We start from the raw sequence: 23,397 nt of genomic DNA, 5'->3' as shown, positions 1-23,397 counted from the left end.
GCGGTCACGCGTCCGGCGGTCACGCGTCCGGCGGTCACCCGGAGGTCGTCCACCGCTGCTCGGAACCGCCCGTGCAGGGCCACTGGACGACCGGGGCGCCCGGCGTCGTGCTCGAACCGCCGACCGCGGCGCACAGGTTGCTCGCCCGGTTCCTGATCTGCGCGAAGCCCGTGTCCGGGTTCGAGTCGAAGTACCAGGTCTGCTCCGGCCCCTTGTCGCAGCCGTACTGGATCAGCTGGACCCCTGCGTTCGTCGAACTCGCCGGATCCGCAAGGCACTTGCCGCTGTTCTTGTTGACGATCTCGTAGCCGCCGCCGGAGTTCGGCATCGGGTAGAGGCCCCAGTACTGCTCGGCGCCGCCGTAGCAGGACCACTGGATGATCCCGGCCCCGCCCGCCGTGCTCCCGGCCCCGACCGACAGGCAGTGCTGGCTGTTGAGGTTCCAGAGCTCCACGATCTCCCCGTCCCTCACCGAGGGGGAGGAGGTGCCGCCGCCCTGCTGCGCCACGCCCGGCGCCATGCCCGGCGTCACGTTCGGCGCCGCCGCCGACGCCGGCGTCATTCCTGTGGCGAACGCGATCGCGGCGGCGAGCCCGACGGCCGCCGTGCCGAGCCTCGTCCGGGTGCGTGCCGCCGTGCCGTGGTGGGCGATTCCCATGGGTGTTTCCTCCGTGTCGGGACGTCATGGTCACCGGGCGCCGGCGCGGACGGCGTGGTCACCGGCCGTCCGCGCCGAAGGCGTCACGCGGTGCGGATGTCCCACCACTGCTGGGACTGGAAGTTCTTGCCCCACAGCTGGGTGCGGGCGCCGTCGCCGGCCACGTTGATGTCGCGGTCCAGCACGGTGTTGTTGCCGTTGTTGTAGCGGTAGTTGTAGATGGCCAGGTCCCCGGAGGGGTGGTACCACTTCTGCTGGGTGGTGCCGTTGCACTGCCACAGCTGCACCCGGGTGCCGTCGGCGCCGCCGCCGTTGGTGTCGGCGTCCAGGCACATGCCCGGGAACCGCACGTTCTGCAGGCTGCCGTCGGTGGACAGGTACCACTCCTGCTGGGTGGTGCCGTTGCAGCCCCACACCTGGACCCGGGTGCCGTTGCCGCCGGCGGTGGCGTCGGCGTCCAGGCACTGGCCCGGGGTCCCCTGGTACAGGCTGTAGATCCGGACGTAGAGGCCCGCGGTGAGGGCGCCCGCCTGGGTGCCGGGCGTCTGGCCCTGGCTCCAGGCCACGTGACCGGCCTGGCCGGCGGCCTCGGCGGTCCGGGCGGACTGCGCGGACTGGGCGGACGCCGCGCCGGTGGCGCCGACGACGAGGGCTGCCGCGGCGGCCACGACGGCGGCCAGCTTCTTGTGAGCGATCACGGGTCCCGGATTCCTCTCAGGGCTGGGCGGTTCGGTGAATCCAGCAAACGCCACGCCGGACGACCGGTCGAATGATTCGATGGTTTTCGAAGGGGCTGGCGAAGGGAGAGCGTCTGTGATCCGCATCCGCCTGGGGGCCCGGGGGCTGGGAGGCGTCAGGTTCGCGGTCTCACCGGTGGGCGCGGCCAAGGACCTGCTCCGCCTCGTCGGCTTCAGCCCCGCCACCCTGACCCCGCAGTGGCGGACCAGGGCCACCGACGCGCTGTCCCGCCACCGGCTCGGGCTGCTCGCCGTCGTCGGCGGAGGCGGCCCCCTCGGGTACGCCCCGGACTTCATCCGGCCGGAGCCCCCGGCCTTCCTGACCGACATCGACACGGGGCTGCACCAGATCGCGACGACCCCGCAGGAACGGATCCGCTACGAGCTGGCCGGGGCCGTCAACGGCCACGCCTGGGACCCCGGCTCCGGCCACCCGCCGCCGCGGCAGCTGCTACGGGCCCTCGACCGCGGGGAGGACCACTTCGCGCACCGCCTCGCCGACGAGATGGCACGGTTCTGGCACGCGGCACTGGCGCCCTCGTGGCCGGCGATCCGGGCCCGCCTGGAGGCCGACGTCACCGCCCGGGCCTCCGAGATCGCCCGGTCCGGGCTCGCCGAGGCCCTCAACCGGCTGGCCCCGAACCTGGAGTGGCGCGACGGCGAACTGCTCGTGCACATGCGTACGGACAGCATCCACCAGCTGACGCTGGACGCGGACGCGGTGATCCTGACGCCCAGCGTCTTCGTCGACTGGGCCCTGTTCTGCGCCGGGGAGCCACCCGGCGCGCCCGCCCCGCGCACCCCGCTGATCGTCTACCCCGCCGCGCAGGCGGACTGCCTGCCGCCCGCGCAGGACCACCCGCTGATCGGCGCGATGCGGCGCAGACTCCTGGCCGAACTGAGCCAGCCGCGCTCCACGACGGAACTCGCCCAGCGGCTCTACCTGAGCCCGGCCACCGCCTCGTACCACCTGCAGATCCTCCACCGCGCCGGCCTGGTGACCCGCACCCGGCGCTCCCGGCACGTGCTCTACCAGCGGCTCGGGGGAGCCACGTAGCAGACGTCCCATCCTGGACGGCCACGGCCGCTCCCCTTGACGAAGCGTCATGACACCGGTGCGGAGGGCTCCTTCGGCGCGCCCACTTTCGCTGGATCGACAACAGGTCTCTGGACGCAATCAGTTTGTCATGCAAACCTTGTGGGCGTGACGACTCATCCCGCCCCCTCCTCGAACAACCCCCGCGACCTCCTGACGATGAAGCAGGCCCTGACCCGGCACATCCACCGCGAGCAGCGCGGCGCCTGGTTCGCCCTCCTCGTCTTCGCCGCGGTGCGCCTCGGCGCCGCACCGGTGGTCCGCTACGGCCAAGGCGACCACAACGGCGGCCTGCCGCCGGCCATGTGGTACTGGCCGGTGGCGTTACTGCTCGCCTACGCCGCGATCAGCTGGTTCTACGTGCGGCGCTCCGCCAGGCTCGGCCTGGGCACCCGGGTCGGACCGTACCTGGCGCTGGGCATCACCCTGGTCGTGCTCATCACCGGCTACGTGGCGTGGACGGCACTGGACCCGGGGTTCCTCGCAGACCTCCGCGGGCCGTCGCCCTTCGCCCCGATCCTCGACAACGCGGTGGTGAGCCCGGCCGGCACGATCGGCCTGGCACTGCTGCTGCTCGCCCGGATCGAGCGCAGCTGGCTGCTCCTCGCCATCGCCTGCGGGTACCTTGGCTCCATGATCAGCGCCGGCGACCTTCCCGACCCCTCGCCGTGGGGCGGCCTCCCGCACATCCTGCTGGAGGGGGGAGTGCTGCTGCTCGGCGGCGTCGGCCTCGCCCTGCTGCAGGGGCGCAAGGGGCGGTCGGCCGCATGAACGAACACCCCACCAACGGCCTCGACGACGTCGTGCACCAGCGCGTCCGCCTGGGCATCCTCGCGGTGACCAAAGAGGCCCGGCAGGTGGAGTTCACGTTCCTCCGCGGCACGCTCGGGCTCACCGCCGGGAACCTCTCCCAGCACCTCGGGGTCCTGGAGAAGGCGGGCCTGGTCACGATCGACAAGGGCTACGAGGGCAAGCGGGCCCGCACCTGGATCCAGCTCACCAAGGCGGGCAAGAAGGCCCTCAACGAAGAGATCGCGGCGCTCAAGGCCCTGATCCAGCAGCTCGAAGGGACGGGCGGCGGCGTCGACCCCGGCCCCGCGGCCGCCCCCGCCCCGGGCTGAGCCTCCCGACCGTACGATCCACCGCACGCGACCGCGCCCGGCCTAGCCGCAGACGCGTCGCGGCCGGTGTCGGCGCGGTCGTGCCGTCAGGAGGGGATACGGGCCAGGAGTTCGTGGGCGGCCCGGGTCAGGTGTGCGGGGATGTCGTCCGGGTAGGTCGGCTCGCCGTAGTTCTGGAGCGCCTTCACCGCGTCGACCATGGGCGCCAACTCCGCGGGCTCGCCGTAGGCCTCGGCGACGTTCTCGATGATGAGTTCGGCGCCCTCGACGGGGTCGAGCCATCCGCCGACGATCTCGGCGGCGTACCAGCGGGCGAGCGCCAGTCGGCCTTCCCAGTAGTCCTCGGGCGGGTGGAAGCCACAACCGAGCTCGTCCATCACCTGGCCGAAAAGTTCCGGGGCCTGGTCCTCCCCGCCGCGCAGGAGCCCGGCGAGGATCGGCAGCGACGGTGTGTCGACGCCGACGATCAGGGCGCGGAGAGCGGCCTGGACCAGACGATCCGGGTCGCCGTACCGGCCGTCGACCCACCCGTGGGCGATCCCCCGCAACTCCCGCACCGCCTCGCCCGCCGTTCCGGGGGCTCCGTTCGTCGTCATGGCGGCATACTGCCGCGCGTCGCCGACCGCAGGCCAGCGGACATCACGCGGTGGGGCCGGGCGCCGCCGGGCGGCGAAAGCCGTGCACGCGGGTGGGGCGAGTGCCACAACGGTGGGCGTGTTCGCCGACCTGACGCATGCCACGGCCGCCCTCGGCGGAGCTGGGCAGCCATACGGGCGCGTCGGCGTGGGTCCCTCTGTCGGCGGGCCCTTGCGGAGCGCAAGGGCCCGCCGGGCGACGGGCCATGCTCCCCGGCGCCGGGATCGGTGCCAGGGGTGACGGTGTCGGAGCGGCTCGGTGAGGTGGTTGCGCAGGAAGTCGGCCCGGCCGACTTCCCACTCCGCTCAGGGCGGCGCCGGTACGGGGTCGTCCGGGCTGTCCAGCCACACCGTCTGCCCGTCGGGCGTGACGGTGAGCCCGAACCGGTCGAAGCCGGGGCGCCCCCGGCGGCGCCACCAGCGCCAGGCCGCCTCCACCTCGTCCCAGAGCCGGCGGGGGCCGGACTGCACCACCTCGTAGGCGCTCCGGTCGGGCTCCCAGTCGGCGGTGGCCCAGGACGTGACGGCCGTGTCGTGAAGCCACAGCGTGTACGTGCCGTCGGCGTACCGCTCGGTCAGCGGGAACGCGTCGGGCACCTGCACGCCGATGGCGAACATGGCCAGCCACCCGCCGATCTCGTCGGGGGAGAGGGGCGTCGACGACTTCGTGCCGTCGGCCGGCCACGGTCCGGACAGGTACTCCGGACTGCCGGGCCGTACGGTCCGCTGCTGGCGCAACCGCATGAACGCGGACGACCCGACGAACCGGCCGCTCGCCGTGCCGTCGGCGCCGACCGTGAGCCGGACGACGGCCTCCCCGCCGTACTCGGGCGCCCACGGGGCGACGATCACGGCGCCGGGCCGGGATTGCTCGATCCAGGCGTACGGAATCCTGCGGACCGAACAGGTGGCGATCACCCGGTCGAACTGCGGGCCGCCGGCGACGCCCTTCGACCCGTCGCCCACCACGAGCCGGGGCTCGTACCCGGCGCGCGCGAGCCGGAACCGCGCGGCGGCCGCGCAGTCCCCGTCCACCTCGACCGAGACCACGTTCCCGGCCCCGACACGATGGGAGAGGAGAGCGGCGTTCCACCCGGTGCCGGTGCCGATCTCCAGCACCCTGTCCCCGTCCGCCACGCCCAGCGCGGCGAGCATGGAGAACACCATGGTCGGCATGGAGTTGGACGAGGTGGGCACGGTGCCACGGCCGTCCCCGCTGTGCACGCCGTCGTCCCACTGCGTGGTGAGCGGCACGTCGGAATAGACGGCGTTCAACCACCCGTCCGGATCGGCGAAGCGGTGCACGGACTCGCCTTGGCGCACCCCGTCCGCCCGGCCCGGCCAGACCAGGTCAGGGACGAACCAGTGACGCGGAACGGCCTGGTAGGAGCGCAGCCAGTGGGGGAGGAGGGACCCGTTCGCGATGAGCGCGGAGGCCAGCCTGGCCCGGCCGGCCTCCACTTCGTGCCGGTCGCTCATCCGTCAGCGCCCGGACGCCGGGCCGGCGCCGTCCGAGGTGTTCCCACCCTCGTCGCTGCCGCCGCCACCATGCTTGTTGCCGCTGTTGGAGTCGTCCTGCTGGCCGCCGCCCTGGCCGTTGCCCTGGCCGCCACCGTGCTTGCCACCGTCGAACATCGGCATGTGCTTCCCCTTCGCTGTCGGTCAACTCCCGTGGTTGTCACGGGTGCTGGTGAGGACGTTAGGGGCTTTCGCGTCGAGGGCGGGTGCGTGATTCCCGGATATTCGAGCTGTTGAGGGGTGAGGTTCGCGGGGATTCCTCACACGTCCCCGAGAGCCCTGCGGCACCGCGTGATGACCCGGTGGGCGTCGGCGCCGTAGACGGCGGAGTCGGCCAGCGTGTCCCAGATTCTTTGGTACAGCGCCACGTTGTCGGGCTGGTCGAGCCAGAGTTCGGCGTGCCAGTCCTCGACGATGACGAGCCGGTCGTCGTGGATCCAGAAGCCGTTGGCCGGCGGCAACCTGAGCGACGCCTCGAACGGGACGATGCCCAGGGAGACGGTGTCCAGGCCGATGACGCCGCTGAGGCGGTCGAGTTGGGCGGCCATCACGGCCGGGGGGCAGACCAGACTGCGCAGCACGGACTCCCACATGACGATGTGGTACTTCTTGCCCGACCGGTACAGGAGCTCCTGCCTCTGGACGCGGGCTCGTACGGCGTCTTCGATGTCGCGCGGCGACTGGTGGAGGTCGACGAAGGCGCTGAAGATGTGCCGGGCGTAGTCGGCCGTCTGAAGCAGGCCGACGACCGTGGAGTTCTGCCATGCGCGCAGGACCGTCGAGCGGTTGTGTTCGACGGTCAGCGTGTCCTGTACCGGCTTGTGCCCGGCGGCCAACTGTCGCCGCCAGGAGCGGGTTCCCGACTCGAAGGCGCGTAGCCTCGCCGACAGCTCGGCTGCTGCCTGGGGCTGCCCGGCGCCTTCGGCCCAGGCCTTGAGGTCGTCGTGGGTGGCCGTCTGCCGGCCGGTCTCCAGCTTGCTGACCTTGGATTGCGTCCAGCCCAGCCGGTCGGCCAGTTGCCGACCCGTGAGACCGCCCCCGGTACGCAGCTCACGGAGCCGCAGACCGAGGGCGATTCTGGCTTGCTGGAAGTCGGTGCTCACATGTCGGACGGTACCCCAGCGGCGAACTCGCGGTGCGGGGTGGCGTAGTGCCAGGCGGCGTCCCGCTCCTGGCAGGCGCGGGCCACCTTCACCGGGTCGGTGATCACCTCGATCTCGGTGATGTCGTCGTCGGCGTCGAAGTGCAGCAGGGCGAGGAAGCGGGAGTCGAACAGCCAGGCATCCTCCGCCGGGAGGCCGAGCCGGTCGGCGTCGGCACGCCAGAGGTACCGGATGTCCTCGCCGACCAGACCGTTCCGCTCGGAGTTGTTGAGCAGGTACCGCTGCCCCAGGGTGGGCGGGTTGTCCATGATGCGCACTCGCTCGAACCGCTTGCCCAGGGCCGCCTGTTCGCGGCGTGTGCGGCACCAGGGGTGGTCCAGGTCCCATTCGGGGGCCAGCCCGGCGACGAACTGCCGGTAGGTCTCGGACTCCTCGTCCGAGCGGTAGCGGCGGCGGGTCTCCAGCCGGAAGGCCGTGTGCTGGAAGGTCGTGAACATCTCCTCGAACTCGTCGTAGCTGACCAGCACGCGTTCGCGGTTCACGTCGCGCGGCGCGAAGTCGGCGAGCAGCGCGCGCGGCACGGTCACGAATCCTTCGCTGGGCTTGATGGTGCGGAGCTGGGCGATCTCGTCGGGATCGGTCACCAGGTCTCCCTGCACGATCACCTCCCCGGTCTCCGCGTCCTCGTAGAGCGTGGGGCATCCACTGTTGTCCGAGGTGCTCCCGATGTACCGCAGTCGTCGGCTCATAGCCGCTCCCCTCGAAGTCGATCAGGCTGACTCAGAATGCCCGGAGGATCACGTGGAGTGAGTGTAGATTCTCGAATATTCTCCTGAGGCGGCTGAGGGATTCGCCCAACCCGGAGACCGAGGCGCAGATCTGGTGAGACCTTGAGGACGCCGTAGTCAGGCCTCACGATCTGCTCGTGAGGTTCGCGCCGAGGGAGTGGGCGACCGTGCCGGAGTTCGTGCCTCAGCAGAAGATCACCGAGTTCATCAACGACGGCTTCGAGCACACCGCGTGGCGGCTGGAGACCAGGACCGGCTACCTGTCCGACAAGCAGATGCCGTCCTACTCCGAGTTCCTCCGCACCGGAGACACCGCCGGCGAGGTCGGGCACCCCTGGTTCGAGAACGTGCGCCGCATGGTCGACAAGGGCAAACGGTTCGAGCGGGTACGGCTGGTGGACCGCCCGCCGACCGAGGGGCAGCGGTACCTGCTGGCGTGCGCCCGAACCAACGTGGCGGCCGGTGAGGACATCCGGTACATGTGGCGCTCGGACGCCGAGGCCGCAGGGCTGGCCGGGCTGTCGGACTTCTGGCTCTTCGACTCCCGCACGGTCGCGCGCTTTCACTTCGAAGGGGAGCGCACCGTCGGCATGGAACTGGTCACCGACCCGTCGGAGGTCCTTCGCGCCTGCCAGGCCCGGGACGCCGCCTGGCACCACGCGGTGCGCTACACGGAGTTTCGGGCTCAGGTGGCTTCCGCCATGTGAGCACTGACTTTCAGCAGGCACGAGTTGCTCTCGGCGCCCGGATACGCGAACTCCGCACCGAGAGCGGCTTGTCCGGCCGTGCCCTGGCAGCACTGTTGGGTTGGCCGCAGTCCAAGGCCGGCAAGCCGGCATGGTCTTCCTGTCGGTGGGCCCTTGCGGAGTGCAAGGGCCCACCGAGCGACGAACATTGGTCCCTCACGCCGGGGCGGGCGCGAGGGGCAACGGTGTCGGAGCGGTTCGGTGAGGTGTGTGCGCAGGAAGTCGGGCAGGCCGACTTCCTGCGCACATGAGGGCTGCGGGGGTTCAGGTGTGGTGGTCGAACTCACCGGCCGGCAGCGGCCCGCATGTCAGCGAGGGCCGAGGCCAGGCGCGCGGAGCCGACGGTGGCCGCGAGTGCGGCGGCCTGCGCAGCGTGGTGATCGGCTTCGGAGCGGGCCCCCTGCCGGTAGAGCACGGTGGCGAGGAGGGCGCCGGCCGTGGCTGTGCCCTGCCACATCACCCGATCCGGTGGTCTCCTGGACGCGCCGCACCCGCCATCCCAGTGGAAGCGGCTCCCTCCTCGACGGGGCGAGTCGTACAGTCCTGGCCATGACCGACGACACCGCCGCCTCGGCGTGGCGCGAGCTCGAACGCACCACCGTGTTCAGCAAGTTCGGCCGGGCCGTGGACCGCGTCGACTACGAGATGCCCGACGGCAGGACGGAGGAGTTCTACCTCAAGCGCGAGCGCTCGGCCGGCGCCGTCTTCGCCCTCACCTCAGACCAGCGCGTCATCCTCGCCCGCCAGTACCGCCCGGGCCCCGACCGCGTGCTGCACGAACTCCCGGGCGGCTACGTCGAACCCGGGGAGTCCGCGGCGGACGCCATCGCCCGCGAACTGCTGGAGGAGACCGGCTACCGGGGCGACGTGCGCGAGGTCGGGTCGTACTGGCTCGACGCGTACTCCGACACCCGCCGCCACGCCTTCGTCGCCACCGGCTGCGTCAAGATCTGCGAACCGCGGCCGGAGCGCACCGAGTTCATCGACGTGGTCACCCTCGACCTGGCGGAGTTCCGCACCCGCGTGCTCCGCGAGGGAGAGATGACCGACACCGCCGCGGCCTACCTCGCCCTCGATCACCTGCGGATCCTGTAGCCGGGGGCGGTCCTTACTCGGTACACCGCGGTCCGGCCAGTGTGAAGAAGGCCATCGCCAGGCTCGTTGCTGACGGCCGCCTTGTGGTCGACGGGCCTGGTGACGGCGCCCTCGATGCCGCCGCCGAGCGCGCCCCACGTCCGTGCCCTGACGGCTCCTCGTCTCGCGCCCCTTCGCCCACGGACGTATAGTGGGCATACATGGCGCGGCCATGTCAGGTTGGGGGTTGGGTGGAAACGCTCTACGACAGTGACCGGGTGCCGGAGACCGACTGGATCGGAGCGTGGCGGGAGGTTGCCGTCCGGGGGACGGTCACCGTGCAGATGAGATCGCTCGACCCGGACCGCTTCGCGGCCAAACTGAGCGCCGTGCAACTGGGGGACTGCCGGCTGGCCGCCATGAACTACTCGCCCCTGGCGTTGCGGCGCACACCGCGGCTGGTCCGGCAGTTCGACCCCGAGCACTACCAGGTTCTGTTCATCCGCCGCGGCCATCCAGGCATCGAACTGGCCGACCGGAGCGCTCTCCTCGGCCCAGGCGACCTCGTCGTCCACGACAGCGCGTGCCCGTTCGAGTCCTTCGTCGGACCCGGGCAGAGCCGCGCCCAGTGCCTGATGATCCAGATCCCCAAACGCCTCCTGCACCTGCCGCACCGGGAGATCACCTCCCTGCTCGCAACGCCGCTCGACGGTACCCGGGGCACAGGCCTGCTGCTGTCCGGCTTCATGACCACGCTGACCGGCGACTGCCCGGAGAACGCCGGCCAGGCGGCCCGGCTGGGCAGGGTGCTCACCGACCTGACCGAGACCTTCCTGGCCCACCACCTCGACCGGCTCGCCGCCGTGCCCGGCGACTCCCGGGAACGCGTCCTCTACCTGCAGATCCTCTCCTTCATCGACGACCACCTCCCCGCCGAGTGGCTCGACCCCCAGGCCGTCGCCGACGCCCACCGGATCTCGCTGCGCACCCTTTACCGGATCTTCCAGAAGCAGGACACGACGCCAGCCGCGCATATCCGCCACCGCCGGCTCGAACGCTGTCGCCTCGACCTGGCCGACCCGCGCCTGTGGCAGCTCGCCATCCACGCTGTCGCCGCGCGCTGGGGCTTTCTGCGGCCCGCCGAGTTCACCCGCGCCTTCCGCACCGCCTACGGTCTGACACCCAGCGAGTGGCGCGAGCGCGAGGGGGACCTGGAACGGCACGCATTGCCAACCGGCTGACACGCCTCGCCATCGAACCGCACCGACGGTGGTGGAACGGTCGTATCGGAGCGCACGTCGGCCGTCGATCCGGAGTGCGCCTCCCGGTCGCGGGACTGAAGCGGTCCCGCCACACTCACGGAGGATCTGGATGCACCGTTCCGCCAAGCGCACCGCCACGGCTTTCCTGCTGGCCGCCGGCACCCTGATCGTGCCGCTGGCTGCCGCCGTCCCCGCCGGTGCCGCGCCCACGGACACACCCGCACTTGCCGCCTGCGGCGTGTCCTACAGCGACAAGGACAGCAGCACCTGGCACAAGAGCTCCGGGAACGGCGTCAACATGCGCAGCGGCCCGAGCACCGGCTGTGCGGTGCTGGGGATGTCCTACTCGACCCAGCTGATCGACTACCACTGCTACGTCTCGGCCAGTGACGGGACGTGGACCTACGCCCGCAACGACGCCACCGGGGTCAAGGGCTGGATCCGCGACGACCTCCTCACCGACAACGGCAGCAAGGTCCCCTGCTGACCGACCGCCCTCACCCGGCGTCGGACCGGTGGCGCGGCCACACCCGCGCCGCCGGTCCGGCGTCCATGACGCCGCCCGGGAGCTACACGCCGGCCCGGTCGGACGGGGGCCCCGCCGTCCGGACGGCCGACGTGGCGCGCAGGATGGACTCGACGCTCTGCCTGAGCACGGCCCGGCCCGGCCCAGGTTTCGCGGGTGCCAGTATCCCGCCAGCCACCGCACGTTGGCCGCCAGCACCGGATCCGGCGGCCCGAGCCGCCGGTACAACCCAGCCCACCTGCCCGCAGACCTCGGTCAGCGCCTGCGCGGCCCGCCGCGCCGCGTCCCCGCCCGCCCTGCTGCGTCCTGCCCCCGCGGCTTGCTGTCCGACGGCTTCGAGGATGGCCCGGGTGGGCAGTCCACGGCCACCCCGGTACGCTGATCCGCCCGTCTGGAGGGGAAGTTGGAAGGCCCTCAACGCGCCTGGTCCACCATCCTGACCGGCTCCCGGCTGACCATCCGACGTCCCGGCGACCTGACCTGGTTCGACAGCGAGATCGCCGCCACCCGCGAGTGGCGCCATCGCGTCCACGACCACGGCACCCTGCTACTGATCACCGGCCCGTTCACCAACGCCTTCGACTGCCGACCCGCCGCCGCAACAGGCCGGCTCTTCCTCCTCAACACACCGGTCCGACCCGCAAACGACACCTGACCCAGCTCCGCCTCCTGTAGCCGGGGGCGGTTCTTGCGGAGTGGGAAGTCGGCCGGGCCGACTTCCCACTCCAATCAGTGCGGCGCCGGTACGGGGTGACGGTGAGCCCGAACCGCCGAAGCCGGGGCGTCCCTGGCGGCGCCACCAGCGCCAGGCCGCCTCCACCTCGCCCCAGAGACTGCGGCGGTGGAGACGAGGCGGTGAGGCGAGGTGGTTGCGCAGGAAGTCGGGCAGGCCGACTTCCTGCGCAAGGGGCTGCGAGGGTTTAGGCGTGGTGGTCGAACTCGCCGGTCTTGATGCCGTGGAGGAGGGTGGCGAGGGCGGTGGGGGTGGTGCGGAGGGTGAGGTGGCCCTCGTCGGACTCGCGGAGTTCGACCGCGCCGCTGACCGTGCGGACCTCCAGGCACTCGTTGTTTGCGGCGCTGTAGCTGGACTTCTGCCACGCGGTGTCGGTCATCTGTGCCTCCGGGGGAGTTGGCCCCTTGCGCTGAGTCAGGCGCGAGGGGCGCTGGAGACGAGGTGGTTGCGCAGGAAGTCGGGCAGGCCGACTTCCTGCGCGAAGGGGGCTGCAAGGGTTCAGGCGTGGTGGTCGAATTCGCCGGCTTTGATGCCGTGGAGGAGGGCGGCGAGGGCGGTGGGGGTGGTGTGGAGGACGAGGTGGCCCTCATCGGACTCGCGGAGCTCGACCACGCCGCTGACCGTGCGGACCTCCACGCACTCGCTCGAAGCCCCGCTGTAACTGGACTTCTGCCACTTGGAGTCACGCATACTTGCCTCGCATTTCATCCCCGATGGATCGAATGAACTCGCGCGATTCGGCCTCGGAGAGGGCAACGGAGTTCAGATGCTCGAAGACGCTCCGGTGGCGACCCAGGCCTGCCTGGGCGTCGAAGAACATGCATCCGGCCACAGTATCCATCTGGAGTGTGGCGAGCTCGGGCACCGGTCCTTCGATGAACATGATGTTCTCGCCGCAGCCCGGGAACGTGTCGAGGTCAAACGGTACTACGCGTACTGAGACTCGCCTGGTCAGCGAGTCGTCGATGAGGTGGTCGAGCTGATCGGCGAGTACCCGAGGGCCGCCGAACTGCATTCGCAGCGCCGCTTCATGGATGAATGAGAAGTAGGGAACCCCGTTCTGGCGGACAGTGCCCTTTCGCTGCATGCGGAAGGCGGTCCTGGCGTCGAGGTCGTGGCTGGGGATGAAGGGAGCGAAGCGGGAGAAAACCGCTGCCGCATAGGCCTCGGTCTGTTGTAGCCCGGGGAGGTATGTCGTGGCCCAGGTCGAGATGCTCTGCGCGTTCGCCTCAAGCTCGGCAATCTCAAGAAAGTCAGTGGACAGGATCCCTCGATACTCCTCCCACCAGCCTTTCACTCGCTCCGAGGTCATGGCAGCCAACGCGTCGACCAAGGGTTGGTTGTCACACATGCAGACGGACGCGATGGTCCGCAGCCGCTCCGCGCTGATCCCGCCCTTTCCGCTCTCCATCTGTGTGATCTGTGCGGGCTGGATGCCGAGTTCGCGCGCCAGCTGACTGCCGCCGAGGCCGGCCTGCTCCCGCATCCTCCGCAGTTCGGTCCCGATCCGCCGCTGGCGAAGGGTTGGGTTCGGTCGTAGCGCCATGATGACCAGTCTGCCGCAGGTCGGGGCGGTGGAGGTGCCACGTTCGAGGGAACATCCCCATAGTCGGCTCAAAATTGAGCCCGACTGCGTTATGGTCGATCTCACCTCGATCCGACGGATCGTCAGTAACGCCTGCTAGCAAGCACCGCAGAGCAGCCACGCCCATCTCCGCTGGCCTGGCTCACGGCGACACATGTTCCGCCGGTTCCCCCTCACTCACGCCTCGGGAGAACTCCCATGCGTCACATCAACACGCCCACCATCGCCATCGCCCGGCACACCCTCCACAACACCATGACCCGCGTCGGCTGGGCCCCCTCCCTCATCTCCGACGCGCAGCTCGCCCTCTGCGAGCTCCTCGTCAACGCCTGGCGCCACACCGACACCCCCGCGCCGCTGGTCGAGATCATCTCCGTCGGCGACTCCCTCCGCGTCTCCGTCACGGACGAGAGCCCGGTCCTGCCCTCCGCCCCGCCGCTGGCCCTGCTCGCCGAGTCGGGGCGGGGCCTCCAGCTGGTCGAGGCCCTCACCCACCGCTGGGGCGTCGACCCCCACGAGCGTGCCAAGTCCGTCTGGTTCGAGCTGCTGAAGGACGCCGCCTGATGGTCTACCGCCCCGGCCGTCACCCGATGCTGCCGACCGACCCCCGGATCCGGTACTACACCGAGGACCACATCCGCGCCCTGCTGGACGAAGTCCGGGAGCGGGGGCGTGAGTTCGGCCTCATCTTCCCCTCGATCGACACCGACAGGACCATGGACGGCCGCGTCCTCGTCCGCTTCAACGCCGCGCCGGCCTCGACGCTGTTGAACCTCCTCACCCTGCTCCTCGACGCCGAACGCAGGACCTCGTGCGATACCTGATCGGGACGGCCTTCGCCGTCCTCCTCGCCCTCGCCTTCGCGACCGTCGCCCTGGGCGTCGTCACCGCCCTCCGCGCGGCCCCGACGCCCGACGAGGACGCCTGACCCGCCCGCCGCCCCGCCGCCCGCGCGCCGGGGGCTGCGGCACTGCTCCAGGCTCCGACAGGCCAACGGGCGGTCCATCAGAATGCGATGTGAGTCTTGACGGTGGTCGATCAGTCGGGAATCGTCGAGCAATCCGCGCAATCCACTGGCAAGAGGGGGCCGGAATGGCACTACGGTTGATCGGGATAGACCCCAACACGGGGGACGACGAGTGCCCGACCGTCTGGTACGACGACGAAGCTGACGAGATCGTCGTGCAGGGCTGGAAGGCCGAGGAGAAGCTGCGCGCCAAGTGCCTGGAGACCGGCAGCATCCCCGACACGGAGGATGTGGTCCGGCTACCGGCGCGGATGGCGCCGATCTTGAGGAAGGCGTGCGATGCCGCCGAAGGTGCCGACATTCGCTGACCAACTGGCCGCCGCCCGCTTCAGCGCGGTCCACTTGGAGATGCGTGACTCCTACAGCGTCGCCAAGGAGGTTGAGGCGTTCGCGGCGTGGCGGGACGGCTTCCGCCACGATCCTGACGACCGTGAGTCCTGGTGGCGGCCTTGGCTGGCTCTGATCGAGGAGACCGTCGCCCGGGGCGTCGAGGTCCGGCGCGTGCGGATCGTTTCCGAGCCGGTGTCGGAGTACATCCGGTTCGAGCACTCCGGTACCTTCACCAACATCGCTGCGGGTGAGCAGATCCGGTGGCTTCCCCGGCGGCAGGCGTCGGACATCGCCCTGCCGGGCAACGACTTCTGGTTGTTCGACGGCGAGTTGGTGCGGTTCAACCACTTCACCGGCGAAGGGGATTCCGCCGGGCCGTCACTCAGCGACGACCCGGCGGTCGCCCGCCTGTGCGCCACCGCGTTCGAGGCGGCCTGGGATCGGGCCGTGCCGCACGAGAAGTACACCGTCTGACCACGTCCGCACAGGCCACACAACAGTCATGCCAATCTCCCCGTCCTCCAGCGCCCAGGCTGCCCGCCTGGCCCTCGCCCTGCGCCTCGGCGAGTTGATGCGCGACGCAGGCCTGAAGGGCGGGGAGCTGTCCGCCCGCTGTGGCTGGCACCCGGCCAAGACCTCCCGCATCCTCAACGCCAAGGCCGCGCCGTCGGATTCCGACATCCGCACCTGGTGCCGGGCCTGTGGAGCTGACGACCAAGCGCCCGATCTGATCGCCTCCAACCGGGCGGCGGATTCGCTGTACGTCGAGTGGCGACGCATCACCCGCACAGGCCTGCGCCAGGCACAGGAAGCCCGGGTGCCGCTCTACACCCGCACCCGCCACTTCCGCGCCTACTCCTCCCGGGTCGTCCCCGGCGTCCTGCAGACGAGGGGGTATGCAGGCGCCCTGCTGCGCACGGTGGCCGATGTCCGTCAGACCCCGGACGACGTGGAGGCCGCCGTCGAGGCCCGGCTCGCTCGTTCCAAGGTCGTCTTCGAGGGTGGGCGCCTCTTCGTCGCGGTCATCGAGGAGTCCGTCCTTCGTTACCGGATCGGCGACGACGAGGTGATGGCCGGACAGCTCGACCACCTGCTCGGGGTCATGTCGATGCCGTCGGTTTCGCTGGGCATCATCCCGTTCACGGCCGCTCGCACCATGTGGCCCACGGAGACCTTCAACCTCTTCGACGACCGGCAGGCCGGGGTGGAGCTGTTGTCGGCTCAGGTCACCGTGACAGCGCCCAGCGATCTCGCCCTCTATGCGCAGACGTTCGCGCGCTTCGCAAACCTGGCTGTGTACGGCGCCGCCGCCCGCGCGCTGATCACCACCGCGATCGACACGTTGGAGTGAATGTCCGCAAATTCTTGCAACTTCTTTGAGTCGAAGCAGGGTTGGACCGTAGGTTTCACAGCGCCGCCGGGCAGTGCCCGGCGTCACCAGGTGCCCCAACAGCAGTCGGAGGAACCATGGCAACCGCAGCTGCACCCACCGACCCGATCGTCGGCCCGCTCCGGAACGTGCGCGACCACATCCCCGCCGATCTGTGGGACAAGCAGATCGGCCTGCTGAAGCGCGACTACCCCTACGACTCCGTCATGGCCGCCCGCGTCCTCGGCCAGGGCTACGCCTATCTGCTGACCGCGATGGCCCACCGCGGTGAACACCTGAGCCTCGGCCCCAGCGCGCTGGTGGACATCGGGGTCCACACGATCATCCTGGACACCGTCGCCTACGCCGAGCTGTGCCGGACCCACAACGACGGCCACTTCCTGCACCACGTGCCGGCCGTCGAGTTCAAGAACGACGGCACCGTGCTGCGCACCGCCCGACTCGTCGCCGCCGACGGCTGGGACGTGGACCTGCCGTTGTGGGCTGACGCCGCCAACTGCAGCCCCTGCCACCCCGGCAACGACTCGCACTGACCGGTTGATCGCGGTGGTCCCGGCCCGGCCGGGACCACCGCAACCCGGACGGGTGGTCTTCGCCCGAACCCCCGCGCCCGGACCCGCCGGGCACCAGGATGGCCCGAGTGACAACCCCACCCGCCCACCCCGCCGCGTCGGACCTCTGGCACCACTACGGCCGCGCCCGCGCCGACGCGGACCGGACCGTCCCCGACGCCTTCCCCTGGGTCTGGGCCCAGGACGGCGGGCCCGGAAGCGAGGTGCTGGGGGACGTCACCGGCCTCGTACTGGCCGACCTCGGTGCGGGCGCCGCCCGGCACGCCGCCCACCTCGTCGTCCACCATGCCCCGGCCCGGGTCGACGCCATCGACGCCTCTCCGGCCCAGCATGCGATGGCCCGCGACCTCTACGGCCATCTCGCGCCGCGCCTGCGAACCCTGCACGCCAACGCCATCGAACACCTGGAGGCGCACCCGGACGAGTACGACGTCCTCTGCTCGGTGTTCGGCGGTCTCGACTTCGCCGACCCCCGCCGACTGCTCCCCGCCGCCGCCCGCGCCCTGCGCCCCGGCGGGCTGCTCGCCGCCTCCACCCTGGGCCACTACGTCGGCGGAGCGCCCGCCGAGCCGGACGTCCGGCACGCCGACGTCCCGGCCCGCACCCCGGACGGTACTCCGGCGACGATGCGCCGCTGGGTCCTCCAGGAGCACGTCTGGACGAAGCTGCTGGACGAGGCCGGGTTCACCGCGATCGGCATCGACCGCCTCCCGCCCGCCACTTCGGGTGCCCGCTCGGCCGACACGCTGCTTCTCCGGGCCTACCGGCAAGCGTGAGGAAGGCCTTCACCAAGGCCCGCGAAGCCGGCGCGGCTGCGTGGCGGGCGGTGCCCGGGCGACGAGGCCCTCGGACGCGCGTGGCTGATGCCCCGAGCGCCCTCAACGGTCGTTCCGCCGGCCGCCGGTGGTCTTCGGCGGGGCGGCAGCCGTGGTGGGAAGGCGCACGGTGAACACCGAACCGGTGCCGGGCGTGCTGGCCGCGCGGACGTCGCCGCCGTGGATCTCGGCGAGCTTGCGGACGATGGCGAGGCCGAGACCGCTGCCGCCGGTCTGGCGGTTGCGGGACTTCTCGGCCCGCCAGAAGCGTTCGAACACCAGCGGCAGGTCCGCCTCGGCGATGCCGTTGCCGGTGTCGGCGACCTCGATGAGCAGGGCGTCGGCGTCCAGGCGGGCCCGCAGGGTGACCGTGCCGCCCGGCGGGGTGTGCCGGACGGCGTTGGCGACCAGGTTGCCCACCATCTGGCGCAGACGCACCGGGTCGGCGAACACCTCGTACCCGGCCGTGGCCGCGACCGGTTCGACGGTCAGGCTCACGCCCGACGCCCGTGCCCTGGCGCGGTGGGCGGTGGCGACCTGGGCGAGCAGGTCCCCGGCGTCCACGGCGCGGCGGTGCAGGGCGAGTTCGCCGGCGTCGGCGGCGGCGAGGTCCCGCAGGTCGTCGATCAGGTGCTGGAGCAGCAGGGCCTCCTCCAGCAGCGAACTCGTCAGGGCGCCGTCGGCGGTGACGATGCCGTCCTCGACGGCCTCCAGCCAGCCGCGGATGTTGCTGAGCGGGGTGCGCAGTTCATGCGCGATGTCGCCCACCATCGCCCGGCGCAGCTCCTCGAGTTGTTCGCGGCGCTGCGCCATGGCGTTGAAGGCGGCGGCGAGTCCGGCGATCTCGTCGCGGCCGGTCGTGGCCACCCGGGCGGAGAGGTCCCCCTCGGCCATCCGCCGGGCGGCGCGGGTGAGTGCGTTCAGCGGCCGGGAGAGCCGTAGTCCGACCGTCGTGGTGATCGCCACGGTGACGGCCAGGACCAGCGCGGCGACCTCGGCGACCCGCCCGCGGTGAGGGGTGGACAGGGTGGGGCCCGGATCCTCCGCCCCGGCGGGTGCGCCGACGAACAGCAGTACGGGCGGTGCCACGTACCGGACGAGTTGCTGCCGGCGGGAGTTGGCGAGGCAGGCGGAGATCACCTGTTCCTGAGCCGGGTCACGGGGCGGGGACCACCGCAGTGCCAGGGACAGCGTGACGGGCCGGATCTGCTGGCGCTCCAGGCAGGCGTTGACGAGTGCGGTGAGGTCGGCGAGGGCGGCGCTCTCGGTGCGGGTCGGGGCGTCCAGTACCAGGGGGGACGCGCAGCGTGTGGCGGGGGCCGGGCCGCCGGGGACGCTCACCACGGGGTGTCCGGCGGGGTCGTCGGTGACGGTCGCCTCGACGCCCAGTTCCGACCGCAGGCAGCCGGCCCGGGTCCGAGCGGCCTCCTCCATGGCCGTGCGCTCGGCGGTCGTCAGCAGGAACGGGCCCACGGCGCGGGCGTCGATCCGGTCGGCGGGGGCGTCGGGCAGCATGGCGGGATCGACGGAGAGCGGGTCGACGGTGGTGGTGGGGGTGTGGGGCAGGACCGTGTGGTCCGCGCCCGCGCCCGGGGCCGGCGCCGCGGACGCGGAGTCGATGACCGGATCGAAGCGCGGTGTGGCCAGCAGGATGCGTTGCCCGGTGTCGGCGGCGAGTCGCCGCACGGTCGACTCCGCGCCGGTCCAGTCGGGGTGGGTCGCGGCGTAGCCGAGCAGTTCGTGGTAGATCCGGACCTGGTCCGCGAGGGCCTGACGCCGCTCCTGCCTGATCACGCCCGTCGTGGTGCGGGCGGTCAGCCAGGCCGTCGCGGCGATGGAGCAGAGGGAGACCAGGGCGGAGAGGGCGAGCAGCCGGAGCAGCAGGCTGCGGTGCGGCGGGGTGTCACGACGCACCGCGCGGCCCCTCCGCGAGCTTGTAGCCGATGCCGTAGACCGTCAACAGGCGTGTGGGGTGCCGTGGTTGGGGCTCGATCTTGCGACGCAGGTTCATCACGTGGGTGTCGACGGTCCGGGTGGTGATGTACCGGTCGATGCCGTGCAGGTGCTCCAGCAGCTGGGCCCGGGTGAAGACGCGGCCGGGCTGGGCGGCCAGGACCTCCAGCAGCCGGAACTCGCCGGGTGTGCAGCTGACGGGACGTCCGTCCGCGGTGACCTCGTGGCGCAGGGGGTCGACGGTGAGGGCCCCGGCGGTCAGCACCGCAGGCGGCGCGGCGGCGGGGGCCGCCGCCGGCCGGGGCAGCGGGTGGGAGCCGCGGCGCAGCAGGGCGCGGACCCTGGCGACGAGTTCGCGGGGACTGTAGGGCTTGGTGAGGTAGTCGTCGGCGCCGAGGTCGAGCCCGAGCAGCAGGTCCTCCTCGGTGGTGCGGGCGGTCAGCATCAGCACCGGGACGGCGGATTCGGCGCGCAGGGCGCGGCAGACGTCGAGTCCGTCCATGACGGGCATCATCACGTCGAGGACCAGGAGCTGGGTGGGGCCGTTGCGGGCCTGCTCCAGCGCGGCGCGGCCGTCGTGGACGACGACCACGCGATGCCCTTCCCGCTCCAGGTACAGGCGGACCAGGTCGGCCTGCTTGGGATCGTCCTCGGCGACCACGACATGTGCGCACATGAGGATGATCGTAAGTCGCCCTCCGCGGGCACTCCCACCGGTTCCTCCGCGGGCACTCCCACCGGTTCACGACAGCCTCTCGACAAGTTCCTGACACCGACGGACCAGGGTGGGTGGAACCCGCCGGGGGGAGTGCCCCGGCCCCGCCTCCGAAAGGCTCCCGTGTGATGCCCTCCCCCCGTCCGGTGTCCCTCACCGCCCGCGCCCTCGGGGCGGCCCTGCTGCTGTCCACCGTCCCCGTCGTCGCGGCGACGGCCGCCACTCAGGGGCCGGCTCCCGCCGTGCCCGCCGTCACGGCGGCGGAGGTGATGCCGCACCTCCAGGCCCTGCAACGGATCGCGGACCGCAACGGCGGCAACCGAGCGCACGGCACCCGGGGGTACGCGGAGTCGGTGGCGTACGTGAGGCAGGCCCTGGACCGGGCCGGCTTCCGGACGCAGCTGCGCCACTTCTCCCACGACGGCAAGGACGGCTACAACCTGATCGCCGACTGGCCGGGCGGCGACCCGCATCACGTCCTGCTCTCCGGCGCCCACCTGGACAGCGTCCCGATGGGCCCGGGGATCAACGACAACGGCTCCGGCTCGGCGGCCGTCCTGACCACCGCCCTGCAGGTGGCCAAGGCCCAGCTGAAGCCCGAGCGGCACCTGCGTTTCGCCTGGTGGGGAGCGGAGGAGCTGGGGATGGCCGGCTCGGCGGACTACGTCAAGAACCTGTCCGCCGCCGACCGCAAGGCCATCGACCTGTACCTCAACCTCGACCAGGCGGGCAGCAGGAACGTCCAGCAGTACCTCGTGGTGAAGGACGCGAGCAACGGTGGGACCGCGGCCTTCCAGGCCTTCGAGAACTGGTTCGGCGCCCGGGGCCTCGCCACGTTCGACATCCCGCTGGACAGTTCCGACACCCAGTCGTTCGGGGACGCCGGCATCCCGTCGTCCGGGTTCAGCAGCGGCGTCTCGGACTGTCTCCACAGCGCGTGCGACGACCTCGCCAACGTCGACCCCGCGACGCAGGCGACCAGTACCAACGCCCTGATCGGCGTGGTGTGGCAGTTCGCCGCCATGACGCCTGCCGCCCCCGCCCCCGCCCAGTCCTGACCGCCCGTCCCCAGGAGCCGCAGATGCGCGCACCACTGAGCCACCACCGCCGCAAGGCCGCCACCCTGGTGGCGGCCACCACCGCCCTCGGTGTCGCCCTGGGCGCCGTCCCCGCGGGAGCGGCCGGGGCGGGCGACCCCTACTTCCCCGACGACGGCAACGCCGGCTACGACGTGGCGAACTACGACGTCCGGATCGCCTACGACCCGGCACGGCCCGACCTGTTGAAGGGCGACACGACCGTCACCGCCCGGGCCCTGCGGTCGCTGGACCGCCTCTCCCTGGACCTCAAGGGCTTCCAGGTCGCCTCCGTCACCGTGAACGGCACCCCGGCGAAGTCGTTCTCCCGCTCCGGCGCACACAAGCTGGACATCGAACCCGCCCGCCGCGTGGCCGGCGGCGCCACCTTCGCGGTGCGGGTGGTGTACGCGGGAACGCCCGACCCCGAGGGCTGGCACCCGCTGGTATCCGGCGGCGTCAACGCGATGGGCGAGCCGCACTCCGCGACCTCCTGGTTCCCGTCCAACGACCACCCGTCCGACAAGGCCACCTTCTCGCTCACCGCGACCGTCCCCGACGGTTGGACGGCCATCGGCAACGGCCGGCCCGGTCCGACCACCAGCGCGGGCGGTTCGACGACCTTCCGCTGGCGCGAGGACAAGCCGATGGCGACCTACCTCAGCACGGTCGCCATCGACAGGTTCACCGTCCACCGCTCGGAGCTGCCGGACGGGACGCCGGTCATCACGGCCTACGGCCCGGACGTGCCGATCGACGAGATGGCCAAGGCGACCGAGGCCCAGCAGCCGGAGATCATCGCCTTCCTGGCCTCGACGTTCGGCCCGTACCCGTTCTCCTCCGCGGGCGCCATCGTCCGTGGCGAGCCCAAGGTGTCGGGCATGGGCGCGCCGGCCCTGGAGACCCAGAGCCGGCCCACCTACACCAGCTACTTCTGGGACGCCGCGGCGGTCCACGAGATCGCCCACCAGTGGTTCGGCGACAGCGTCTCGTTCACCGACTGGCGCGACGGCTGCATCGCCGAATGCGTCGCCCAGTACGCCAACCAACTGTGGGAGGAGCACCAGGGCATGAACCTCGACACCACCTTCTACGCCCACGACATCGAAGAGAACAGGAACAACCCGGCGTACTGGTCCACCAGGCTGTACGACCCCGGCCAGGGCAACGAGCTCAGCGCGGCCCTCTACTTCAAGGGCTCCCTGATGATGCACGCCCTGCGGCGCACCGTCGGAGACGACGCGTTCTTCGGCACCCTCAAGCGCTGGACCGCCGACCATGCCTACGGCAACGCCTCCTTCCCGCAGTTCGAGGCCTTGGCCGCGAAGGTGTCCGGCAAGGACCTCAAGGGTTTCTTCGACGCCTGGGCCCACGGCACGACGATCCCGCCGAAGGAGTACCTCTACCCCGGCACCCTGGCCCCACTGGCCGGCGGATAGGCCATGTCCGACGATCGACCGCGCGCCCGGCGGGAACCGTTCGGACAGGCCCGGCGGTGCGCCTCGGCGAGCTGACGCGCGACGTCGTCGGAGTACCGGACACCCCATGGCGCAGGAAGTCGGCCGGGCCGACTTCCCGCGCGGGGTTATACGCTGCCGCCCCTGCCGCGCAGGAGGTCCGCGATGCGCGCGTCGACCTGCTCGGGGGCGTAGCCCCGCCACCTGATCCGGAAGGCCGGTACGGGCGGCGGCGCACCGGCTTCGGACAGAACCCTGAGGTAGTCGTCGACTTCGGGGCGGTCGTAGCCACGCCGCACCAGGTCGAAGCCGCGGAACTCCGGTGATGCCGACACCTCGCGGTCCTCCGATCCGGCCTGTTCGAAGCAGGTCGCCGGGATCGAGTCTGGTCCGCAGGACTCACCGGGCCGGGTGGCGCGCGAAGGGCGTCAGGCTTCTCGATCCTGTCACAAGGACTGCGTCGGGAGAAGCGGGACGGAG

General features: G+C 71.3%; 31 protein-coding genes and 1 pseudogene. 18 read left to right on the top strand and 14 right to left on the bottom strand.

Features of this window, described 5'->3' with window-relative positions; genetic code table 11:
* Nucleotides 1–34 precede the first annotated feature (34 nt).
* Nucleotides 35–658, bottom strand: a complete 624-nt coding sequence (locus ACIQ87_RS09555) for an RICIN domain-containing protein (RefSeq protein WP_402404032.1) — start codon at nt 656–658, stop codon at nt 35–37.
* An 83-nt stretch (nt 659–741) separates the two neighbouring features.
* Nucleotides 742–1,356 carry a ricin-type beta-trefoil lectin domain protein gene (locus ACIQ87_RS09550; protein ID WP_402404029.1) on the bottom strand — a complete coding sequence of 205 codons (615 nt, stop codon included), beginning with the start codon at nt 1,354–1,356 and terminating at the stop codon, nt 742–744.
* Nucleotides 1,357–1,471: 115 nt separating this feature from the next.
* Between ACIQ87_RS09550 and ACIQ87_RS09545 the strand changes: the two genes are divergently transcribed.
* From ACIQ87_RS09545 to ACIQ87_RS09535, 3 genes are all read left to right on the top strand, one after another.
* Nucleotides 1,472–2,452 carry an ArsR/SmtB family transcription factor gene (locus ACIQ87_RS09545; protein WP_402404026.1) on the top strand — a complete coding sequence of 327 codons (981 nt, stop codon included), beginning with the start codon at nt 1,472–1,474 and terminating at the stop codon, nt 2,450–2,452.
* Between the two features lie 147 nt (nt 2,453–2,599).
* Complete coding sequence (locus tag ACIQ87_RS09540; RefSeq protein WP_402404024.1) at nt 2,600–3,262, top strand: hypothetical protein; 663 nt, start codon at nt 2,600–2,602, stop codon at nt 3,260–3,262.
* Nucleotides 3,259–3,612, top strand: a complete 354-nt coding sequence (locus ACIQ87_RS09535) for a winged helix-turn-helix domain-containing protein (RefSeq protein ID WP_402404021.1) — start codon at nt 3,259–3,261, stop codon at nt 3,610–3,612. The genes ACIQ87_RS09540 and ACIQ87_RS09535 overlap by 4 nt, the downstream gene beginning before the upstream one ends.
* Before the next feature lie 86 nt (nt 3,613–3,698).
* On the opposite strand, the gene ACIQ87_RS09530 is transcribed toward ACIQ87_RS09535, so the two are convergent.
* The 5 genes from ACIQ87_RS09530 to ACIQ87_RS09510 form a co-directional block, all read right to left on the bottom strand.
* Entirely contained in the window at nt 3,699–4,208 is a 510-nt protein-coding gene (locus ACIQ87_RS09530; RefSeq protein WP_402404018.1) for a hypothetical protein, read from the bottom strand.
* 345 nt (nt 4,209–4,553) lie between these two features.
* Complete coding sequence (locus ACIQ87_RS09525) at nt 4,554–5,726, bottom strand: methyltransferase domain-containing protein (protein WP_402404016.1); 1,173 nt, start codon at nt 5,724–5,726, stop codon at nt 4,554–4,556.
* A gap of 3 nt (nt 5,727–5,729) precedes the next feature.
* Nucleotides 5,730–5,888, bottom strand: a complete 159-nt coding sequence (locus ACIQ87_RS09520) for a hypothetical protein (RefSeq protein ID WP_402404013.1) — start codon at nt 5,886–5,888, stop codon at nt 5,730–5,732.
* A 137-nt stretch (nt 5,889–6,025) separates the two neighbouring features.
* Nucleotides 6,026–6,868, bottom strand: coding sequence for a helix-turn-helix domain-containing protein (locus ACIQ87_RS09515; protein ID WP_402404010.1), 843 nt, complete (start codon nt 6,866–6,868; stop codon nt 6,026–6,028).
* The gene (locus ACIQ87_RS09510) at nt 6,865–7,617 is read right to left on the bottom strand and encodes a DUF6879 family protein (protein WP_402404007.1); all 753 of its coding nucleotides are present in this window, start codon (nt 7,615–7,617) and stop codon (nt 6,865–6,867) included. Before ACIQ87_RS09510 ends, ACIQ87_RS09515 begins: the two co-directional genes overlap by 4 nt.
* 176 nt (nt 7,618–7,793) lie before the next feature.
* Between ACIQ87_RS09510 and ACIQ87_RS09505 the strand changes: the two genes are divergently transcribed.
* Together ACIQ87_RS09505 and ACIQ87_RS09500 are read left to right on the top strand one after the other, a co-directional pair.
* Nucleotides 7,794–8,363, top strand: a complete 570-nt coding sequence (locus tag ACIQ87_RS09505) for a DUF6879 family protein (RefSeq protein ID WP_402404004.1) — start codon at nt 7,794–7,796, stop codon at nt 8,361–8,363.
* Nucleotides 8,360–8,488, top strand: a pseudogene (locus ACIQ87_RS09500) (helix-turn-helix domain-containing protein); the annotation flags it as partial. The gene ACIQ87_RS09505 and the pseudogene ACIQ87_RS09500, both read left to right, overlap by 4 nt.
* A gap of 197 nt (nt 8,489–8,685) precedes the next feature.
* On the opposite strand, the gene ACIQ87_RS09495 reads toward ACIQ87_RS09500, so the two are convergent.
* Entirely contained in the window at nt 8,686–8,859 is a 174-nt protein-coding gene (locus ACIQ87_RS09495) for a hypothetical protein (protein ID WP_402404001.1), read from the bottom strand.
* 92 nt (nt 8,860–8,951) lie between these two features.
* On the opposite strand from ACIQ87_RS09495, the gene ACIQ87_RS09490 reads away from it, so the two are divergent.
* The 4 genes from ACIQ87_RS09490 to ACIQ87_RS09475 all read left to right on the top strand — a co-directional run bounded on the left by ACIQ87_RS09490 (nt 8,952) and on the right by ACIQ87_RS09475 (nt 11,919).
* Nucleotides 8,952–9,497 carry an NUDIX hydrolase gene (locus tag ACIQ87_RS09490; protein WP_402403998.1) on the top strand — a complete coding sequence of 182 codons (546 nt, stop codon included), beginning with the start codon at nt 8,952–8,954 and terminating at the stop codon, nt 9,495–9,497.
* A gap of 230 nt (nt 9,498–9,727) precedes the next feature.
* Nucleotides 9,728–10,717 carry a helix-turn-helix domain-containing protein gene (locus tag ACIQ87_RS09485; RefSeq protein ID WP_402403995.1) on the top strand — a complete coding sequence of 330 codons (990 nt, stop codon included), beginning with the start codon at nt 9,728–9,730 and terminating at the stop codon, nt 10,715–10,717.
* A gap of 130 nt (nt 10,718–10,847) precedes the next feature.
* The gene (locus tag ACIQ87_RS09480; protein ID WP_402403992.1) at nt 10,848–11,225 is read left to right on the top strand and encodes an SH3 domain-containing protein; all 378 of its coding nucleotides are present in this window, start codon (nt 10,848–10,850) and stop codon (nt 11,223–11,225) included.
* A gap of 442 nt (nt 11,226–11,667) precedes the next feature.
* Nucleotides 11,668–11,919 (top strand): hypothetical protein, encoded by a 252-nt coding sequence (locus ACIQ87_RS09475; RefSeq protein ID WP_402403989.1) that lies wholly within the window; start codon nt 11,668–11,670, stop codon nt 11,917–11,919.
* A gap of 265 nt (nt 11,920–12,184) precedes the next feature.
* On the opposite strand, the gene ACIQ87_RS09470 is transcribed toward ACIQ87_RS09475, so the two are convergent.
* The 3 genes from ACIQ87_RS09470 to ACIQ87_RS09460 all read right to left on the bottom strand — a co-directional run bounded on the left by ACIQ87_RS09470 (nt 12,185) and on the right by ACIQ87_RS09460 (nt 13,543).
* Nucleotides 12,185–12,376, bottom strand: a complete 192-nt coding sequence (locus ACIQ87_RS09470) for a DUF397 domain-containing protein (RefSeq protein ID WP_402403986.1) — start codon at nt 12,374–12,376, stop codon at nt 12,185–12,187.
* Between the two features lie 119 nt (nt 12,377–12,495).
* Complete coding sequence (locus ACIQ87_RS09465; RefSeq protein WP_402403983.1) at nt 12,496–12,687, bottom strand: DUF397 domain-containing protein; 192 nt, start codon at nt 12,685–12,687, stop codon at nt 12,496–12,498.
* Complete coding sequence (locus ACIQ87_RS09460; RefSeq protein WP_402403980.1) at nt 12,680–13,543, bottom strand: helix-turn-helix domain-containing protein; 864 nt, start codon at nt 13,541–13,543, stop codon at nt 12,680–12,682. The genes ACIQ87_RS09465 and ACIQ87_RS09460 overlap by 8 nt, the downstream gene beginning before the upstream one ends.
* A gap of 237 nt (nt 13,544–13,780) precedes the next feature.
* Between ACIQ87_RS09460 and ACIQ87_RS09455 the strand changes: the two genes are divergently transcribed.
* The 7 genes from ACIQ87_RS09455 to ACIQ87_RS09425 all read left to right on the top strand — a co-directional run bounded on the left by ACIQ87_RS09455 (nt 13,781) and on the right by ACIQ87_RS09425 (nt 17,677).
* Nucleotides 13,781–14,146 (top strand): ATP-binding protein, encoded by a 366-nt coding sequence (locus ACIQ87_RS09455; RefSeq protein WP_402403977.1) that lies wholly within the window; start codon nt 13,781–13,783, stop codon nt 14,144–14,146.
* Nucleotides 14,146–14,406, top strand: coding sequence for a hypothetical protein (locus tag ACIQ87_RS09450; protein WP_402403975.1), 261 nt, complete (start codon nt 14,146–14,148; stop codon nt 14,404–14,406). Before ACIQ87_RS09455 ends, ACIQ87_RS09450 begins: the two co-directional genes overlap by 1 nt.
* Before the next feature lie 268 nt (nt 14,407–14,674).
* Nucleotides 14,675–14,917 (top strand): hypothetical protein, encoded by a 243-nt coding sequence (locus tag ACIQ87_RS09445; protein ID WP_402403972.1) that lies wholly within the window; start codon nt 14,675–14,677, stop codon nt 14,915–14,917.
* Entirely contained in the window at nt 14,889–15,413 is a 525-nt protein-coding gene (locus tag ACIQ87_RS09440) for a DUF6879 family protein (protein ID WP_402403969.1), read from the top strand. Before ACIQ87_RS09445 ends, ACIQ87_RS09440 begins: the two co-directional genes overlap by 29 nt.
* 28 nt (nt 15,414–15,441) lie before the next feature.
* On the top strand, nt 15,442–16,290 hold the full coding sequence (locus ACIQ87_RS09435) for a helix-turn-helix domain-containing protein (RefSeq protein WP_402403967.1): 849 nt from the start codon (nt 15,442–15,444) through the stop codon (nt 16,288–16,290).
* Nucleotides 16,291–16,406: 116 nt separating this feature from the next.
* A complete protein-coding gene (locus ACIQ87_RS09430; protein ID WP_402403964.1) occupies nt 16,407–16,862 on the top strand; it encodes a hypothetical protein in 456 nt (151 codons plus the stop codon).
* A gap of 98 nt (nt 16,863–16,960) precedes the next feature.
* The gene (locus tag ACIQ87_RS09425) at nt 16,961–17,677 is read left to right on the top strand and encodes a class I SAM-dependent methyltransferase (RefSeq protein WP_402403961.1); all 717 of its coding nucleotides are present in this window, start codon (nt 16,961–16,963) and stop codon (nt 17,675–17,677) included.
* A 102-nt stretch (nt 17,678–17,779) separates the two neighbouring features.
* Here ACIQ87_RS09425 and ACIQ87_RS09420 read toward each other — a convergent pair whose 3' ends face one another.
* Both ACIQ87_RS09420 and ACIQ87_RS09415 read right to left on the bottom strand, forming a co-directional pair.
* Nucleotides 17,780–19,630 (bottom strand): sensor histidine kinase, encoded by a 1,851-nt coding sequence (locus tag ACIQ87_RS09420; protein ID WP_402403958.1) that lies wholly within the window; start codon nt 19,628–19,630, stop codon nt 17,780–17,782.
* Nucleotides 19,620–20,345 (bottom strand): response regulator transcription factor, encoded by a 726-nt coding sequence (locus tag ACIQ87_RS09415; protein WP_402403955.1) that lies wholly within the window; start codon nt 20,343–20,345, stop codon nt 19,620–19,622. The genes ACIQ87_RS09420 and ACIQ87_RS09415 overlap by 11 nt, the downstream gene beginning before the upstream one ends.
* Nucleotides 20,346–20,512: 167 nt before the next feature.
* On the opposite strand from ACIQ87_RS09415, the gene ACIQ87_RS09410 reads away from it, so the two are divergent.
* Nucleotides 20,513–21,442 (top strand): M20/M25/M40 family metallo-hydrolase, encoded by a 930-nt coding sequence (locus tag ACIQ87_RS09410; RefSeq protein ID WP_402403952.1) that lies wholly within the window; start codon nt 20,513–20,515, stop codon nt 21,440–21,442.
* A gap of 23 nt (nt 21,443–21,465) precedes the next feature.
* Nucleotides 21,466–22,899 (top strand): M1 family metallopeptidase, encoded by a 1,434-nt coding sequence (locus ACIQ87_RS09405; protein WP_402403950.1) that lies wholly within the window; start codon nt 21,466–21,468, stop codon nt 22,897–22,899.
* Nucleotides 22,900–23,045: 146 nt separating this feature from the next.
* Here the strand turns inward: ACIQ87_RS09405 and ACIQ87_RS09400 are convergent, their stop codons facing one another.
* Nucleotides 23,046–23,252 carry a hypothetical protein gene (locus ACIQ87_RS09400; protein WP_402403947.1) on the bottom strand — a complete coding sequence of 69 codons (207 nt, stop codon included), beginning with the start codon at nt 23,250–23,252 and terminating at the stop codon, nt 23,046–23,048.
* Nucleotides 23,253–23,397: the final 145 nt, after the last annotated feature.

The organism is Kitasatospora sp. NPDC096204, assembly GCF_044763205.1.
Taxonomy (GTDB): domain Bacteria; phylum Actinomycetota; class Actinomycetes; order Streptomycetales; family Streptomycetaceae; genus Kitasatospora.
Note: the sequence above shows the minus strand (reverse complement) of the source record. Positions and strands in the feature narration are given on the sequence as shown.

Bases quoted from the DNA above. Each gene is read 5' to 3' on its own strand.
- ACIQ87_RS09490 (WP_402403998.1), top strand. From the start codon at position 8,952: ATGACCGACGACACCGCCGCCTCGGCGTGGCGCGAGCTCGAACGCACC.
- ACIQ87_RS09445 (WP_402403972.1), top strand. From the start codon at position 14,675: ATGGCACTACGGTTGATCGGGATAGACCCCAACACGGGGGACGACGAG.
- ACIQ87_RS09535 (WP_402404021.1), top strand. From the start codon at position 3,259: ATGAACGAACACCCCACCAACGGCCTCGACGACGTCGTGCACCAGCGC.
- ACIQ87_RS09405 (WP_402403950.1), top strand. From the start codon at position 21,466: ATGCGCGCACCACTGAGCCACCACCGCCGCAAGGCCGCCACCCTGGTG.
- ACIQ87_RS09520 (WP_402404013.1), bottom strand. From the start codon at position 5,888: ATGCCGATGTTCGACGGTGGCAAGCACGGTGGCGGCCAGGGCAACGGC.
- ACIQ87_RS09435 (WP_402403967.1), top strand. From the start codon at position 15,442: ATGCCAATCTCCCCGTCCTCCAGCGCCCAGGCTGCCCGCCTGGCCCTC.
- ACIQ87_RS09465 (WP_402403983.1), bottom strand. From the start codon at position 12,687: ATGCGTGACTCCAAGTGGCAGAAGTCCAGTTACAGCGGGGCTTCGAGC.
- ACIQ87_RS09460 (WP_402403980.1), bottom strand. From the start codon at position 13,543: ATGGCGCTACGACCGAACCCAACCCTTCGCCAGCGGCGGATCGGGACC.
- ACIQ87_RS09410 (WP_402403952.1), top strand. From the start codon at position 20,513: ATGCCCTCCCCCCGTCCGGTGTCCCTCACCGCCCGCGCCCTCGGGGCG.
- ACIQ87_RS09480 (WP_402403992.1), top strand. From the start codon at position 10,848: ATGCACCGTTCCGCCAAGCGCACCGCCACGGCTTTCCTGCTGGCCGCC.
- ACIQ87_RS09510 (WP_402404007.1), bottom strand. From the start codon at position 7,617: ATGAGCCGACGACTGCGGTACATCGGGAGCACCTCGGACAACAGTGGA.
- ACIQ87_RS09450 (WP_402403975.1), top strand. From the start codon at position 14,146: ATGGTCTACCGCCCCGGCCGTCACCCGATGCTGCCGACCGACCCCCGG.
- ACIQ87_RS09555 (WP_402404032.1), bottom strand. From the start codon at position 658: ATGGGAATCGCCCACCACGGCACGGCGGCACGCACCCGGACGAGGCTC.
- ACIQ87_RS09440 (WP_402403969.1), top strand. From the start codon at position 14,889: ATGCCGCCGAAGGTGCCGACATTCGCTGACCAACTGGCCGCCGCCCGC.
- ACIQ87_RS09495 (WP_402404001.1), bottom strand. From the start codon at position 8,859: ATGTGGCAGGGCACAGCCACGGCCGGCGCCCTCCTCGCCACCGTGCTC.
- ACIQ87_RS09470 (WP_402403986.1), bottom strand. From the start codon at position 12,376: ATGACCGACACCGCGTGGCAGAAGTCCAGCTACAGCGCCGCAAACAAC.
- ACIQ87_RS09415 (WP_402403955.1), bottom strand. From the start codon at position 20,345: ATGTGCGCACATGTCGTGGTCGCCGAGGACGATCCCAAGCAGGCCGAC.
- ACIQ87_RS09455 (WP_402403977.1), top strand. From the start codon at position 13,781: ATGCGTCACATCAACACGCCCACCATCGCCATCGCCCGGCACACCCTC.
- ACIQ87_RS09525 (WP_402404016.1), bottom strand. From the start codon at position 5,726: ATGAGCGACCGGCACGAAGTGGAGGCCGGCCGGGCCAGGCTGGCCTCC.
- ACIQ87_RS09430 (WP_402403964.1), top strand. From the start codon at position 16,407: ATGGCAACCGCAGCTGCACCCACCGACCCGATCGTCGGCCCGCTCCGG.
- ACIQ87_RS09530 (WP_402404018.1), bottom strand. From the start codon at position 4,208: ATGACGACGAACGGAGCCCCCGGAACGGCGGGCGAGGCGGTGCGGGAG.
- ACIQ87_RS09425 (WP_402403961.1), top strand. From the start codon at position 16,961: ATGGCCCGAGTGACAACCCCACCCGCCCACCCCGCCGCGTCGGACCTC.